Genomic DNA, 14,424 nt, shown 5'->3' with positions numbered 1-14,424 from the left:
GGTCGCGGCCACGGGCAGCCCGGCGCCTTCCGGCGCTCAGCCGGCGGACGGCGAGCGGTGGACGGGGCCGACGGGCCGGTCGCCGCGCAGGGTGACGGCGCACAGGATCGACACCAGCGACGGGCGGGGCATGAGGAAGGCCGGTCATGGGGACACGGCGGCGGCCGGTCCGCCCGGCCGGTACGCCGCGTCCGCCAGGAGGCGTGCCGCCGTCTCGACGTCCCGCTCGGTCGTCCACCGCCCCAGTGAGAGACGCACCGCGCCCAGCGCCCGGTCCCGGTCCAGCCCCATCGCCAGCAGGACGGCGGAGGGCTCGGGGTCACCGGTGTGGCAGGCGGAGCCGGTCGCGGCGGCGACCTGGGGCGTCACGGCGAGGAGGTCGGCCCCCCTGACCCCGGCGACGCTGACGTTGAGGGTGCCGGGCAGCCGCCGGCCGGGATGCCCGTTGAGCAGGACCCTGCCGGGCAGCCGCTGGTGCAGCCGCAGGTGCAGCAGGTCGCGCAGGGCGCTCAGCCGGGCCGCCTCCCGGGTCGTCTCCTCGGCGGCGATCCGGGCGGCGGCCCCCAGCGCGACGGCGTAGGCGGTGTTCTCGGTGCCGGCCCGCCGCCCTCCCTCCTGGCCTCCGCCGTGGAGCAGCGGCTCGACGTCCACCCCCTCGCGCACGTAGAGCGCGCCGATCCCCTTGGGCGCGTACAGCTTGTGGCCGGCCACGGTGAGCAGGTCCACGCCGAGGTCGCCGACCGCCAGCGGGATCTTCCCCGCCGCCTGGGCCGCGTCGGTGTGGAACAGCGCCCCGTGACGGTGCGCGATCCCGGCCAGCTCCGCGACGGGCTGCAGGACGCCCGTCTCCCCGTTGGCCGTCATGATCGAAACCAGGTGCGTCCGCGCCGTGACGGCCGCCTCCAGCTCGGCCGGATCGACCAGGCCGCGCTCGTCCACGGGCAGGAGGGTGACGCGGACGCCGTGCAGCCGCGCGAGGCTCTCACAGGTCCGCAGCACGGCGGGATGCTCGGTCCGCTGGGTGACCACGTGCCCGCCGGGCGGGACCAGCCCGCGGATCGCCGTCACGTCGGACTCCGACCCGCCGCCGGTGAAGACGATCTCCTCGGGCCGGCTCCCGATGAGCCCGGCCACCTCGCGCCGGGCCTCGGCCAGGGCCCGGCGCGGCCGCTCGGCGTAGGCGTAGGAGGTCGAGGGGTTGCCGAAGAACCGGCTGACGTACGGCCAGGCCGCCTCGGCGACCCGCGGATCGACCGGCGTGGTCGCGTTGTAGTCGAGGTAGATGACGTCCTCGTCGAGGCCCGGATGACCCACGTCGCACCCGCTCTCGGTCAGGAGGGCGGCGGGCGGCCCCGCGCGCCGCCGCTCAGGAAGCCCGTCCTCCGGAAAGCATCGCACGGGCTCTCCGGCCACGAGGAACGGCGCGTGCTTCCCGTACGGCTTCCCGCCCGTTCCCCGGCTCCCTGGGAGCAGCCGGACGGCACCGTGACGTCCGGCGGACCGGTTCCTTCAGGGCCGAGGCGTTCGCCGGCGCTCCGATCCGGCGGTGAGGGCCGGCCGCCGGGAGAGGCGGCGGGGCCGGCCCGGTGCCGTCCGAGGTCAGCGGACGGGCAGGCCGGTGACCGCGCGGCCGATGATGAGGCGCTGGATCTCGGACGTGCCCTCGAAGATGGTGAAGATCTTGGCGTCGCGGTGGAAGCGCTCGACCGGGTGCTCGCGGGTGTAGCCGGCTCCGCCGAGGATCTGGATGGCCTGCTCGGTCACCCAGACGGCGGCCTCGCCGGCCACGAGCTTGCACATCGACCCCTCGGCCTGGCCGAAGGATCGCTCGTTGCGGGCCATCCAGGCCGCGCGCCAGGTCATCAGGCGGGCCATGTCGACGCGGGTGGCCATGTCGGCGAGCCGGAACGCGATCGCCTGGTTCTCGCCGATCTTCCGGCCGAACTGCTCGCGCTCGCGGGCGTAGTCGCGGGCGTACTCGTACGCCGCGCGGGCGATGCCCACGGCCATCGCCGCCACCACCGGGCGGGTCGTCTCGAAGGTCCGCATCGCCCCCTGCTCGCCCGCCCGCCCTCCGGCGCGGACCCGCTCCAGCCGGGCCTCCAGCTTCTCCCGGCCGCCGACCAGGCACGAGCCCGGCACCCGGACGTCCTCCAGGACGACCTCGGCGGTGTGGGAGGCGCGGATGCCGTGCTTCCTGAACTTCTGGCCCATCGTCAGGCCCGGCGTGCCGGGCGGGACGATGAAGGACGCCTGGCCCCGGGTGCCCAGCGCCGGGTCCACCGAGGCGACGACGACGTGGACGTTCGCGATGCCGCCGTTGGTGACCCAGGTCTTGACGCCGTTGAGGATCCAGTCGTCGCCGTCGGGGACGGCGCGGGTCCGGATGGCGCCGACGTCGGAGCCTGCGTCGGGCTCGGAGGCGCAGAACGCGCCGACCTTGACGTCGTCGGGGGTGCCGAACATCTGCGGCAGCCACTCCCCCACCTGCTCGGGGGTGCCGCCGGAGGCCAGGGACGCCGCGGCCAGGCCGGTGCCGGCGATGGACAGGCCGATGCCGGCGTCGCCCCAGAACAGCTCCTCGAACGCGGCGATCAGGCCCAGGCCGCTGGGCTCGAACCACTGCTGCGCGAAGAAGTCGAGCGAGTACAGCCCGATCCGGGCGGCCTCCTGGATGACGGGCCAGGGCGTCTCCTCGCGCTCGTCCCACTCGGCCCCGGCGGGGCGGACGACCGTGCGGGCGAACTCCCGCACCCAGTCGCGCACCTCCCGCACGTCGTCACCCAGCTCCGGGCAGAAGCCGGCCTCGCTCATTGTGATCAACTCCTTTCGCGCGCTGCCCACCGTAACGGCTCGCCCGGCCGCCCGGTAGGCCAGGGCGTACGGCGGGGCCGCCGGACGGCCGGTGCGGCGGCCGCGGGTTCCGGGACGCGCGGGTTCCGGGACGCGCGGGCGCCGCGGGCGGGATCACGCGCGGCCGGTGCGGGCGGCGGCGGCCAAGGCCAGGACGCCGAGGAGGAGCAGGGCGGCCGTGCCGTACATCAGGAGGCCGAACCCGCCGCCGGCGAAGGCGGTGGCGAGCTGCGGTCCGAGGCTCCCGCCGAGGAAGAGGGAGAAGGTGAACAGGGACAGGGCGGTGCCGCGGGCGCCGCCGGCGATCGCGCCGATGTTCTCGTTGACCGCGGGCGTGCCGGCGGCGACGCCGAAGACGTAGAGGGCGAGGAGCAGGGCGAGGCCGGTCACGCCCGGTTCGGCGGCCCCGGCGACGACGAGCGCGAGGGCCGCCACCACGAGCAGTGCCGTCGCCCGCCGGGGGGCGGGGAAGCGGGCCAGCACGGGGGTCAGCAGCGGGACGGCCAGCATGGACGGCAGGCCGCTGATCCGCAGGGCCAGCAGGGCCTGGGGAGAGCCGGTGATCTCGGCGGGGCCGGCGAGCTGCAGGCCGGTGTAGACGGCGACGAACGTGGTCAGGATGGTGACGGTTCCGGCGTAGCGGAGCAGCAGCGCGGGGGTGGCCAGCAGGGACGGGATCGCGCGGTAGGCGGAGACGAGGGAGCCGGTGGCCGTACGCGGCGGGTCGGGCAGCATGACGGCGCGGGCGGCGACGGCGGAGGCCGCGAACCCCGCGGCCGACAGCAGGAACACCCCGCGCCAGCCGATCGCCCCCGCCAGCGCCTGGGCGGCGACCTGGAGCAGCACCGCGGCGGCGAGGAAGGCGCTGGTGATGGTGGCCAGTGACAGCGTACGGCGGTGCGGGGTGACGCGTTCGCCCAGGTAGGCCATGGCCGCCGGGGGGAAGACCGAGACCGCGACGCCCTGGAGCACGCGGAGCCCGATCGCCGCGCCGGGTCCCGGCGCGACGGTGACGAGGGCGGTGGCGACCGCGGCGGCCAGCAGGCCGGCGAGGATCAGGCGCCTGCGGCCGTACCGGTCGGAGAGCGGGCCGAAGATCAGGAATCCGGCGGCGTAGCCCACGCCGAACGCGGTGACGAGCCAGGTGAGGCTCGCCTGGGCGGCGCCCCAGCCGGCGGCCATGCCGTGCAGCAGGGGGATCACCACGTACAGCTGGCCGCTGGACAGCACGGCGGCGAGGGAGAAGACGGCGAGGGTGCGTCCGAGGGGGGCGAACCCGCCGGAGCGGAGGGCCGCGGCCTGGGTGGCCGGGGCCGGCGGGGAGATCGTCATGGCAGGACCGTAGCCAACCAACCGGTTGGAAGTCAACCAACCGGTTGGTTCCACGGAAGGGCGGTCGTCCCGTACACTCGGCGCATGCCGAAGGAAGCCACCAGGGACGCCCTCCTGTCCGCCGCCCGCGCCGAGTTCGCCGCCCACGGCATCGCCGGGGCCCGCGTCGACCGCATCGCCGAGCGCGCCGGAGTCAACAAGGAGCGCATCTACGGCTACTTCGGCAGCAAGGAGAAGCTCTTCGACCAGGTCATGATCACCGTGATGGACGAGCTGACCGCGGCGGTCGCCATGCCCGGCGACGACCCGGTCGAGTACGTCGCCAGACTCCACGACTACTACGGCACCCACCCGGAGCTGGTCCGCCTGCTGATGTGGGAGTCGCTGCACTACCGCGACGGCGAGCTGGAGGGGCAGGAGCACCGGGTCGCCAAATGCGAGAGGAAGGCCGAGTCGCTCGCCGTGGGACTCGGCCGCGAGCCGTCCCAGGAGACGGCGCGCACCATGATGACGCTGATCGGCCTGGCCGCCTGGCCGGCGGTCATGTCGCGGCTCGGCCGGATCATCCTCGGTGACGAGGCGGCGACCGAGGAGGGGCGGCTGCGGATGCGCGAGCACCTCGTCTCCTTCGCGCGGACCGCCCTGGCCGGTGAGGCGGACGGCGCCCGCCCGGCCCAGGGCGGGGAACCGGCGACCGCGGACGGCGCCCGCCCGGCCGGCCCCGCCGAGTAGAAGGGCCCCGCCACGGGCCCCCTCGACCCGCCGGGATGCTCCGTGGGCCGTCTCCATGCCCGCGGGCGGCGAGAGGGGCCGGTGGCGGGCGCGCACCGAGCGCATCCGCCACCGGCCCGTTCCCGTCACCGGCCCGTTCCCGTCACCGGCCGCCCCCGGTCGTGCCTGGCGGCCGGCGCTCGTCTCAGAGCCGGTCGAGGATCTTCCGCATCTGCCCGATCTCGGCCCGCTGGGCGATCACGATGTCGGCGGCGAGCTTCTTCGCGCCGGGGTCGGCGCCCTGCGCCCGCTCGGTCTCGGCCATGTCGACCGCTCCCTCATGGTGGGCGATCATCATCTTCGAGAACATCCGGTCGAACCCGGCGCCCTCGGCCGCCTTGAGACCGGCCATGTCCTCCTCGCTCATCATGCCGGGCATGTCGTGTCCCATGTGGCCGCCGTCGGGCATCTCGGGCGCACCCCATGCCTTGAGCCAGCCGGTCATGGTGGCGATCTCCGGGTCCTGCGCTCCCTTGATCTTCGCCGCCAGGTCCCTCACCTCCGGGTCCGAGGCCCGGGTCGCGGCGAGTTCGGCCATCGTGACGGCCTGCCGGTGGTGCGGGATCATCATCTGGGCGAACATCACGTCGGCGGCGTTGAATGCGGCGGTGTGCGAGGTGCTCGCGGCGGGCGTGGGCGCCCCGCTCGGCATGCCGGTCATACCGGTCATGCCGTCGTGATCCGGCCGGGCGGCCGTCGTGCCGTCCCCGCCGCCGCAGGCGGTGAGCAGCGCGAGGGCGCCGGCCCCGGCGACGACGGCGAGGGCGAACCTGCGCGGGGCGGGGCGGTTGAGGTGGTGTGTGGACATCTTCGCGTTCTCTTTTCGTTTCCGTCGGGTCTGCGAACCGGTCGTCCGCGGGCGCGCTTCGACCGCCGCCCGCGGGAGCGGCCGGCCTATATGCGCAGGACCGACAGACACGCGAGACGCAGAGCCGTCCTTCGCGGGGGCGGCCGGGCGACGAACGGCACCGGCCGTACGCCGGCGGGCCGCGCCTCCAGACTCCGGCGCGTCCACATCCACGCCGCTCCGGCGAGGAGCAGCGACACGAGCGAGGTGAGCACGGCCAGGCAGACGGAGGACGGATCGGAGGAGGGAAGGGGGCCGCCGGGGCCGGAGAGCGACCGCCGGAGGTCCGGTGCCGGGTGTGACGCCGCGTCTCCGTGGTCGCCGAACGGGAGGGCGGCGGACGGGAGGGCGCGGACCGCGGCGGATGGGAGAGCCTGAACCGCGGGGGCGGCCTCGACCATGCCGGGCATGCCGTCGTGCCGCCCGCCATGGTCGAGGTGCCCGAGCGTGTGCATCCCGGCGACGCCGAGGACCAGGGCGACGAGGAGCAGCCAGCGATGCGCAGGAAGGGCGGGCCGGCGGGCCGTGCCGTCCATCTCCCCTCCCTCACGCTCGCGCTCCGCCCGTCGGCACGGGCCTGTCACCGCAGGAAAGCATAGGTCGGTCCGGCACCGGTCCCGCGGCGGGCACGGCCGTACCGGGTTCGCGACGGGGCGGCTCCAGTCGCACCCGGAACGAGGGTGGGCCCGGTGAGCCGCCGGGACGCGGCGTGTCTACCGTGGGAGGAGGGACCGCACGAGCGGTTGGGGGGTCGAGATGACACGACACGCGGTAACGGCGCGGATCGCGGCCGGGGCGCTCCTGGCGGCCGTGGCGGTGGGCGTCACCGCCACCGGTGCGGCCGGGCAGCCGACCCCGGCCCCTTCCGGATCGCAGAGCGCCTGCCCGCCCACCGGCCCCGGCATGGGACCGGGCATGGGGCCGGACATGGGTTCGAGCATGGGACCGGGTATGGGGCCGGGCGGCCCGATGCACGCGGCGGACAACGAGTACGCCTACCTGGCGCGGATGATCCCGCACCACCGGGAGGCCGTCAGCGCGGCGGAGCAGCTACGGCGCTCCGACCGGCCGGAACTGCGCCGCCTGGCCGAGTCGATCGTCACCACACAGAACGCCGAGATCGCGAAGATGCGGGGCTGGCTGGCCGAGTGGTACCCCGGGTGCCCCGCGGAGATCCGGCAGCGGCCGATGATGAGCGACCTGTCAGGGCTGTCGGGTGAGGCGCTGGACCGGACGTTCCTGCGGGAGATGATCCGGCACCACATGATGGCGGTCATGATGTCCCAACGGCTGCTGGCACACGGGGACATCCGGCACCCGCAGGTCGCGGAGTTCGCGCGCACCGTGCGGGACGACCAGTGGGCCGAGATCCGGCGGATGCACCGGTGGCTGACCGAGTGGTACGGCGAGCGGGGCATGCCGCACGGCCCGATGCCGACGCCCACGGGCACGGCCCCCGCTCCCGGCCCGGAGACGCCTTCGGAACCGGCGCCCACGCGAACGGGCTGACTCCCGGATCTCGCCCCCATGATCCGGGGCGGCAGGCCGGGATCGGGCCCCGGGGCCGGACGCACGGCCCGAGGCCGGTCCCGGAGTCCAAGGCGTCCGAAGCCGTCCTGACCTTCGCCCCTGCCACCCCGGCCTCCCGGGAACATCCCGGCCGGCGGCCCCCGCCGCGCGGCGGTCGTGTACCCCTCCGGGAAGATCAGCCGGGGGCGTGGGAGCGCCGGTCGGGGACGGTGGACATCGGGGGGCGCTCGGCGACGGCCGTGTCGCGGACGACCGCCCGGTGCCCCACCGTCCTCTCGGACCCTCCGGTCCCTCCGGTCCCTCCGGTCCCTCCGTCCTTTTCGGTGCTCCCGGCTTCGCGGCGGAACTGCACCAGCCGGGGGGACGGCTCGTGCAGGGGGATCATCTTGTTCTGGCGTTCCAGCCGGGACCAGCAGGTCTGCAGGATCTGTGCGGCCATCCCGCCGAGCGCCTCGGTGGACTGGTGGGAGTGGACCCGGCGGCCCAGGTCGACCTGGGCGAGGGCGTCGAGCCCGGCGAGCTCCAGCAGGTCGATCAGCAGGGCCAGTTCCACGCCGTAGCCGGTGACGAACGGGACGCGCTCCAGCGCCGAGCGCCGTCCCGCGTACTCCCCCGCCAGAGGCTGGACGAATCCGGCGAGCATCGGCCAGTGCAGGTTGAGCAGCGGGCGGGCGACGAGTTCGGTGACGCGCCCGCCGCCGCCCTGGACGTCCCACAGCGGCCGGTCGTAGCAGCCCTTGACGTAGACCACGTCCGGGTCGGCGAGCAGCGGGCCGAGCAGGCCGGTCACGAACGAGGTCCGGAACTCGCGCAGGTCGGCGTCGACGAAGACCAGCAGGTCGCCCGAGGTCGCGGCGAGCGATTTCCACAGCGCCTCCCCCTTGCCGTCCAGCGGCTTGAGGTCGGGGAGGACCTCGTCCTGCGCCACCACCCTGGCTCCGGCCCGGGCGGCGCGCGCGGCGGTGTCGTCCACCGAACGGGAGTCGACGACCACGAGCTCGTCCACCAGGGGGACGGTCTCCATCAGGTCGCGCCGGATCGCGGCGACGATGTCCCCGACCGTCCCGGCCTCGTCACGCGCGGGCAGCACGACGCTGACGGTCGCGTCGCCCTTGGCCTCCAGCAGCCACGGCAGCGGCCAGTCGTCCGACGATGAGGTGCGTCGCCGCAGCCATGCCTCCACCTCAGGCAGCACAGCCCACCCTTCTCACCGTCGACGACCTACGGCTCTCACCATATGTGTCGATAATCATGGACGAGTATCGGGGAACACCTCCTGTCTTCCGCGCTCCCTACAGGTGGGAGGATCGGCACAGACCGGAGGGAAAGGGGCACCATGGACCCGGTGGCCGTGATGAAGGCGGCACGCATCGTCCGTGACGAGCTTGACCGGCTGCTGGGCGGGTCTTCCGGGGAGCTGCGCGAGCAGCTCGATCCGCTGCTGGCGCAGGAGGGCCGGCAGGCTCCCGGACCGCTGGCGGACGCCATCGTGATGCTCATCGTCCAGTACGGCCCCGTCTGGGAACGGTTCAGCGAGCTGATGACCGCGGACGGCACGGACGGCGGCTCGGACAGTGACGCGCCCGCCGGTCCCGGCGCGCCGCACGGGGCCGCCCCCGCGCTCCCCGCCGGACCCGGCGCGTCGTTCCCCGCCACCCCCGCGCTCCCCCCAGGACCCGGAGCGCCGTTCCCCGCCGACGGCCCTGGACCGGCCGGGCCGCCGTACGGCCCGCCGAACCCGGGCGCGCCGCTTCCCGGCCCGCTGAACCCGCCGATTCCCCCCCATCCCGGGATGCCGTTCCCCGGCGCCGAGGGTCCTGGAACGCCGCCCGGCCCCGGAGGACAGAGCCCGGATCCCGGCACGCGCCCGCCCGGCCCCGGAGGGCCGAACCCGCCGCTCCCCGCGCCGGTCGGCCCGCCGCTGATCGCCGAGCCGGTGGACGTGAACCCGCCGGTCATCGGCCACGTGGAGCCGGAGCCGCCGGCCGGGCCCCCCGCCGGACCGGTCTCCCCGGAGTGGCCGTTCCCCGGCCAGGACGGCCGGGAGGCGCCGTCCCTTCCGTTCCCCGACGGCCGGATCGGGCCGGAGACGCCGTTCGCCGGACCTCCGGGCGGGAACGTCGTTCCGCAGGCACCGCCCGCCGCACCGCCGGGACAGGTGTGGCCGCCCCCCGGACAGACAGGACATGCCGGACCTCCCATGCCGGCCGGTGCGCCGCCCGCGCGGACCGGCCCCGCGTGGCCCCCGCCCGGCCTGCTGGGTTCCGCGCGGACCGAGGACGCCCAGGCCACCACGTCCGTACGGCGGGGCGGTCCGGAGGAGCCGCCGCACCCCGCCGGTTCGGCGCAGGGCGGCAGGGGCCCCTCGGTGCTCGGCCGGCTGACCGGCGCCTTCCGCAGGCGGCGCGCCGAACCCGCCCCGACCGGCCCGGAGTGGGCCGGGTTCCCGCTGATCCGGGTGACCGGCGAGGTGGTCGCCGGGACGGAGACCCTGGTGGAGGTCGGCGTGGTGCCCGGCGAACCAGGCGCCGCTCCCGGAACCGTCCCCGGCGCCACGCCCGCGAACCCGGGCGCGGGTCCGGGTTCCGCACCCGCCGGCCCGGCGGCGCCGTACGCCGGGGAGCCGTTCGACCTGGACGTCCAGCTCGTCGCCGAGGGGTTCGAGGCGCCCGGCGGCTGGCGGGTGCGGCTGCGCGTCGATCCGGCGACGCCGTACCCGAGGACGGCGGTGCGCCTGGTGGCGCTCCCGCAGGAGCAGCCGGTCACCGCCCGGCAGATCCAGGCGGTCCACTCGGTGCGCGGCCAGGTCACCGGGTTCGGGGTGCGCGCCCTCGCCGTCGTCGGCGCCCCCGGCACGCTCCCCCCGGAGGGCGAGGGGCAGCCGGCCGCCGGGACCCGGATCCGCACGGGAGGCGACGCCGAGCCGCCGGACGTCACCGCGGTCGTCGTCCACGGCGACCAGCCGGGACGGCTGTGGTGGACCTACCACTCGCCGCACTTCCTCACCCCCGACCGGGCGGAGGTCTGCGAACTGGGCACGCGGATCTCGGAGTTCGGGCGGCATCTGGCGGAGGAGGCCGGCAGCCTCGACGACATGGGACGCCGGATCGCCGCGCGGATCCCCCGGGGGTTCTGGGAACTGCTGCACGCGGTGGCGGCCCGGGTCGCCCCGCGCCGCCCGAGCGTGCTGATCGTCTCCCAGGAGACGCACGTCCCCTGGGAACTGGCCGCGCTGGAGCACCCGTTCGACCCGTCGATCCCGCCGTTCCTGAACTGCCAGACGGCGACCGGCCGCTGGCCGCTGGGCGGACGGCGCCCCGAGCTGCCACCGCCGGCGCGGGCGGCCGGGCGGAGCATGGCGGTGGTCTACGGCGGCGCCGAGCCCCACCCGCTGACCGGCGTGTACGGCGCCGCCCGGATCAGCCCCGTGCTGGGCGAGGTGCTGGCCCTGCTGTCCCAGCCCACGGACGTGGTGCACTTCACCGCCGGAAGCTCGGCGGCCGAGGCGCTGGGCAGGGGCATGGGCGGCGCGCCGTTCGTCTTCCTGGAGGAGCCGGACGACTGCCAGGCGTTCCTGCTGGCGGGCGCGAGCGCGGTGGTCGCTCCGCTCTGGCCGGTCGGCGACGACGGCCTGGCGCGGGAGTTCTACCGGCGCTGCCTGGCCGGGGAGCCCCCGGCGGAGGTGCTGCGCTCCCTGCGCTGCCAGGCGCCGGCCACCGCGACCGCCTACCGGTTCTTCGGCCACCCGTCGCTGACGCTGCCGCCCGGCGGACCGCCCGTGTGACAGGCCCCGGGCCCCGTGTGACAGGCCGTTCCGGCCCGGAGGCCGGGGTCGTACCCGGCGGGGACGCGGCGGCGCGGCTCAGCCGATGGCGTGGCGCTCCAGGAAGGTGTAGACGTCGGCCTCGTCCACCCCGGGGAAGGAACCCGGGGGCAGCGCGGCCAGGACGTGGGAGTTGCCTCTGGCCGACGGCCAGGCGTAGCCCTCCCAGCGGCGGGCCAGCTCCACCGGCGGGCGGCGGCAGCAGTCGCCGGTGGGGCAGCCGGAGCGGGTCCGGTTGACGGTCTCCCGCCCGCGGAACCAGCGCGACTCCCGGTACGGCACGCCCAGGGTGATCGCGAAGTCCCGCTCGCGGCTCGGATCGACGTGCGCGACGCAGAAGTAGGTCCCGGTGGGCGAGTCGGAGTACTGGTAGAAGACCGAGAACCGGTCGGGCGAGAGGAAGACCTGCCGACCCGACCACTGCTGGCACATCCGCTGCCCCTCGATCGCGCCCTGCTCGTCGGCGGGGAAGACGATGCCGTCGTTCTCGTAGGCCTTGTAGATGATGCCGCCGGCGTCGTTGCGGACGAAGTGGCACGCCAGGTCCAGGTGGTGGGTGGCGAGGTTGGTGAAGCGGTGCGCGGCCATCTCGTAGGAGACGGCGTAGACGTCGCGCAGGTCCTCCACGCTCAGCGCCCGGTCCTGCTTGGCCTCCCGCAGGTACGGCACGGCGGTGGCCTCGGGCACCAGCACGGCAGCGGCGAAGTAGTTCGCCTCGGTGCGCTGACGCAGGAAGTCGGCGAAGTCGCGGGGCTTGTGGTGGCCGAGGGCGAGGTGGCCGAGGGTCTGCAGCAGGATGGTGCGCGGGCTGTGCATGCCGAGCTGCTCGTGCTTGACGTAGATGCGCCGGTTGCGCAGGTCGGTGATGGAGCGCACCGAGCGCGGCAGGTCCTGGACCGTCTGCACGGCGTAGCCGAAGTGCGTGACCAGGGCCTGGACGGTGCTCTGCGACAGCGCGCCGGCGCGGTAGCCGACGGCCGACAGCGCCTCGGCCGCCGCCTTCTCGATCTCCTCGAAGTAGTTGCCCCGCTCGCGCTGCGTGCGGCGCAGCTCGGCGTTGGCGGCACGCGCCTCCTCGGGGGTGGCGGTGCCCTTGGCCTGGCGTGAGCGCAGCTCGCCGTACAGGCCGAGGATGTGTTCCAGCACGTCGTTGGGGACGCGGGCGGAGACCTTGAGCCTGGCCAGGCCGAGCCCGGCGTAGATCGGGTCGCGCTGCGCCTCCTCCAGTGCCATCTCCAGCTGCGCCCGCCTGCTGGGCGCCTGGCGGCGCAAAAGCTCCTCCACCGGCACGTTCAGCGCGGCGGCCAGCGACTTCAGCAGCGACAGCTTCGGCTCGCGCTTGCCGTTCTCCAGGAGGGACAGCTGGCTGGGGGCACGGCTGACACGCTCGCCGAGGTCAGCGAGGGTGAGGCCGCGCTGCTTGCGCAGGTGTTTGAGACGCTGGCCGAACGCGATCAGGTCCAGCTCCTGCGTCAAGGTCAGCGGTTCTTCACCCACCAGCGATCCCATGCTCCGATGCTAGACGAAATTTCAACGGATATTTCCATACGGCGAGGGTAGCTGTGACCCGCGTCACGCGATTGGTCTAGTCCACAGGGCAAACCGAGCGGTTCTTCTGTCTCGAATACCGGCGAGTATTCGCTATGTAGGAAAAAATGACGTTCTTTCGATCGCTTCTGCCTTGTTCGCCCGTTTCGCCCCGACTCACACTCGGATCAAGGCACCCAGGGGACGACAAGGAGTGAAAAAATGATCGATCGCCTCAAGGGAGCCGCAGAGGAACTGCGGCGCGAGTGGGAGAACGACCCCCGCTGGAAGGACACCGAGCGGGCCTACACCGCCGAGGACGTGATCCGGCTGCGGGGATCGGTCCAGGAGGAGCACACCCTGGCCCGGCTCGGCGCCGAACGGCTGTGGAACCTGCTCCACTCCGAGGACTACGTGCACGCCCTGGGCGCGCTCACCGGCAACCAGGCGGTCCAGCAGGTCAAGGCCGGCCTGAAGGCGATCTACCTGTCCGGCTGGCAGGTCGCCGCCGACGCCAACCTCGGCGGGCAGACCTACCCCGACCAGAGCCTCTACCCGGCGAACTCGGTCCCGGCCGTCGTGCGGCGCATCAACAACGCCCTGCTGCGCGCCGACCAGATCACCTGGTCCGAGGGAGACGGGAACGCGCCGCACTGGCTGGCCCCCATCGTGGCCGACGCCGAAGCCGGCTTCGGCGGCGTGCTCAACGCCTTCGAGCTGATGAAGGGCATGATCGCCGCCGGCGCGGCGGGCGTGCACTGGGAGGACCAGCTCGCCTCCGAGAAGAAGTGCGGCCACCTCGGCGGCAAGGTGCTCATCCCGACGAGCCAGCACATCAAGACCCTCAACGCGGCCCGCCTGGCGGCCGACGTCTGCGGGGTCCCGTCCCTGATCATCGCGCGGACCGACGCCCAGGCCGCGACACTGCTGACCACGGACGTCGACCCTCGCGACCAGGCCTTCACCACCGGCGAGCGCACCGCCGAGGGCTTCTACCGGGTCCGCAACGGCGTGGACGCCTGCATCGCCCGTGGCCTGGCCTACGCGCCCTACGCCGACCTGCTGTGGATGGAGACCTCCACTCCGGACCTGGACGTGGCCCGCGAGTTCGCCGAGGCGATCAAGGCCCGCTACCCCGACCAGATGCTGGCCTACAACTGCTCGCCGTCCTTCAACTGGAAGAAGCACCTGGACGACTCCACGATCGCCAAGTTCCAGCGGGAACTGGGCCACATGGGGTACAAGTTCCAGTTCATCACGCTGGCGGGCTTCCACTCGCTCAACCACTCGATGTACGACCTGGCCCACGGCTACGCCGAGGAGGGCATGAGCGCCTACGTCCGGCTGCAGGAGGCCGAGTTCGCCTCCGAGCGGCGCGGCTACACCGCCACCCGCCACCAGCGCGAGGTCGGCACCGGATACTTCGACCTGGTCAGCACGGCCATCGCGCCGGACTCCTCCACCACGGCCCTGCGGGGCTCCACCGAGGAGGAGCAGTTCGAGGCTCACTGACCCGCGGGAACGCGCGCCGGCGGCGGTGACCGCGAGCGCCGGCGCGGTCCGGGCCCATCCCCCTCAGGGCATGCGGGGGGCCGCCCGGACCGCGCCGGCGCGGGAACCGCCCCGGCCACGCCCCCGGGCTCGGACCGCCGGCCAGGGCGAACGCCCCGCCTCCTCACCCCCCGGGACACTGTTGGCGAATTGATCAACAGGTCAGGCGGCCAAACACAGAGCCGCGAAG

11 protein-coding genes are annotated in these 14,424 nt (G+C 74.3%); 4 read left to right on the top strand and 7 right to left on the bottom strand.

What is annotated here, in order from left to right:
• Positions 1-144: 144 nt before the first annotated feature.
• From AB0D67_RS12295 to AB0D67_RS12285, 3 genes are all read right to left on the bottom strand, one after another.
• The gene (locus AB0D67_RS12295) at positions 145-1,398 is read right to left on the bottom strand and encodes a cysteine desulfurase family protein (protein ID WP_362932881.1); all 1,254 of its coding nucleotides are present in this window, start codon (positions 1,396-1,398) and stop codon (positions 145-147) included.
• 201 nt (positions 1,399-1,599) lie between these two features.
• Positions 1,600-2,814 (bottom strand): acyl-CoA dehydrogenase family protein, encoded by a 1,215-nt coding sequence (locus tag AB0D67_RS12290; RefSeq protein WP_362932878.1) that lies wholly within the window; start codon positions 2,812-2,814, stop codon positions 1,600-1,602.
• 153 nt (positions 2,815-2,967) lie between these two features.
• Positions 2,968-4,185, bottom strand: a complete 1,218-nt coding sequence (locus tag AB0D67_RS12285; protein ID WP_362932875.1) for an MFS transporter — start codon at positions 4,183-4,185, stop codon at positions 2,968-2,970.
• A gap of 84 nt (positions 4,186-4,269) precedes the next feature.
• Between AB0D67_RS12285 and AB0D67_RS12280 the strand changes: the two genes are divergently transcribed.
• Positions 4,270-4,917 (top strand): TetR family transcriptional regulator, encoded by a 648-nt coding sequence (locus tag AB0D67_RS12280; RefSeq protein ID WP_362932872.1) that lies wholly within the window; start codon positions 4,270-4,272, stop codon positions 4,915-4,917.
• Positions 4,918-5,101: 184 nt separating this feature from the next.
• On the opposite strand, the gene AB0D67_RS12275 is transcribed toward AB0D67_RS12280, so the two are convergent.
• Together AB0D67_RS12275 and AB0D67_RS12270 are read right to left on the bottom strand one after the other, a co-directional pair.
• Positions 5,102-5,764, bottom strand: coding sequence for a DUF305 domain-containing protein (locus AB0D67_RS12275; protein WP_362932869.1), 663 nt, complete (start codon positions 5,762-5,764; stop codon positions 5,102-5,104).
• A gap of 86 nt (positions 5,765-5,850) precedes the next feature.
• Positions 5,851-6,339 (bottom strand): hypothetical protein, encoded by a 489-nt coding sequence (locus tag AB0D67_RS12270; RefSeq protein ID WP_362932866.1) that lies wholly within the window; start codon positions 6,337-6,339, stop codon positions 5,851-5,853.
• Positions 6,340-6,559: 220 nt separating this feature from the next.
• Between AB0D67_RS12270 and AB0D67_RS12265 the strand changes: the two genes are divergently transcribed.
• Entirely contained in the window at positions 6,560-7,312 is a 753-nt protein-coding gene (locus AB0D67_RS12265) for a DUF305 domain-containing protein (protein ID WP_362932863.1), read from the top strand.
• Positions 7,313-7,508: 196 nt separating this feature from the next.
• On the opposite strand, the gene AB0D67_RS12260 is transcribed toward AB0D67_RS12265, so the two are convergent.
• Positions 7,509-8,528: a glucosyl-3-phosphoglycerate synthase gene (locus AB0D67_RS12260; RefSeq protein ID WP_362932860.1), complete on the bottom strand. Its 1,020-nt coding sequence runs from the start codon at positions 8,526-8,528 to the stop codon at positions 7,509-7,511.
• Between the two features lie 150 nt (positions 8,529-8,678).
• Between AB0D67_RS12260 and AB0D67_RS12255 the strand changes: the two genes are divergently transcribed.
• Positions 8,679-11,117: a hypothetical protein gene (locus tag AB0D67_RS12255; protein WP_362932857.1), complete on the top strand. Its 2,439-nt coding sequence runs from the start codon at positions 8,679-8,681 to the stop codon at positions 11,115-11,117.
• A gap of 78 nt (positions 11,118-11,195) precedes the next feature.
• On the opposite strand, the gene AB0D67_RS12250 is transcribed toward AB0D67_RS12255, so the two are convergent.
• Positions 11,196-12,632, bottom strand: coding sequence for a helix-turn-helix domain-containing protein (locus AB0D67_RS12250; RefSeq protein WP_362933326.1), 1,437 nt, complete (start codon positions 12,630-12,632; stop codon positions 11,196-11,198).
• A gap of 273 nt (positions 12,633-12,905) precedes the next feature.
• On the opposite strand from AB0D67_RS12250, the gene aceA reads away from it, so the two are divergent.
• Positions 12,906-14,195: an isocitrate lyase gene (gene aceA / locus AB0D67_RS12245; RefSeq protein ID WP_362932854.1), complete on the top strand. Its 1,290-nt coding sequence runs from the start codon at positions 12,906-12,908 to the stop codon at positions 14,193-14,195.
• The last annotated feature ends 229 nt before the right edge of the window (positions 14,196-14,424 follow it).

This window comes from Streptosporangium sp. NPDC048047, assembly GCF_040653115.1.
GTDB lineage: Bacteria > Actinomycetota > Actinomycetes > Streptosporangiales > Streptosporangiaceae > Streptosporangium.
Note: the sequence above shows the minus strand (reverse complement) of the source record. Positions and strands in the feature narration are given on the sequence as shown.

Bases quoted from the DNA above. Each gene is read 5' to 3' on its own strand.
- AB0D67_RS12265 (WP_362932863.1), top strand. From the start codon at position 6,560: ATGACACGACACGCGGTAACGGCGCGGATCGCGGCCGGGGCGCTCCTG.
- AB0D67_RS12275 (WP_362932869.1), bottom strand. From the start codon at position 5,764: ATGTCCACACACCACCTCAACCGCCCCGCCCCGCGCAGGTTCGCCCTC.
- AB0D67_RS12285 (WP_362932875.1), bottom strand. From the start codon at position 4,185: ATGACGATCTCCCCGCCGGCCCCGGCCACCCAGGCCGCGGCCCTCCGC.
- AB0D67_RS12290 (WP_362932878.1), bottom strand. From the start codon at position 2,814: ATGAGCGAGGCCGGCTTCTGCCCGGAGCTGGGTGACGACGTGCGGGAG.
- aceA (WP_362932854.1), top strand. From the start codon at position 12,906: ATGATCGATCGCCTCAAGGGAGCCGCAGAGGAACTGCGGCGCGAGTGG.
- AB0D67_RS12270 (WP_362932866.1), bottom strand. From the start codon at position 6,339: ATGGACGGCACGGCCCGCCGGCCCGCCCTTCCTGCGCATCGCTGGCTG.
- AB0D67_RS12280 (WP_362932872.1), top strand. From the start codon at position 4,270: ATGCCGAAGGAAGCCACCAGGGACGCCCTCCTGTCCGCCGCCCGCGCC.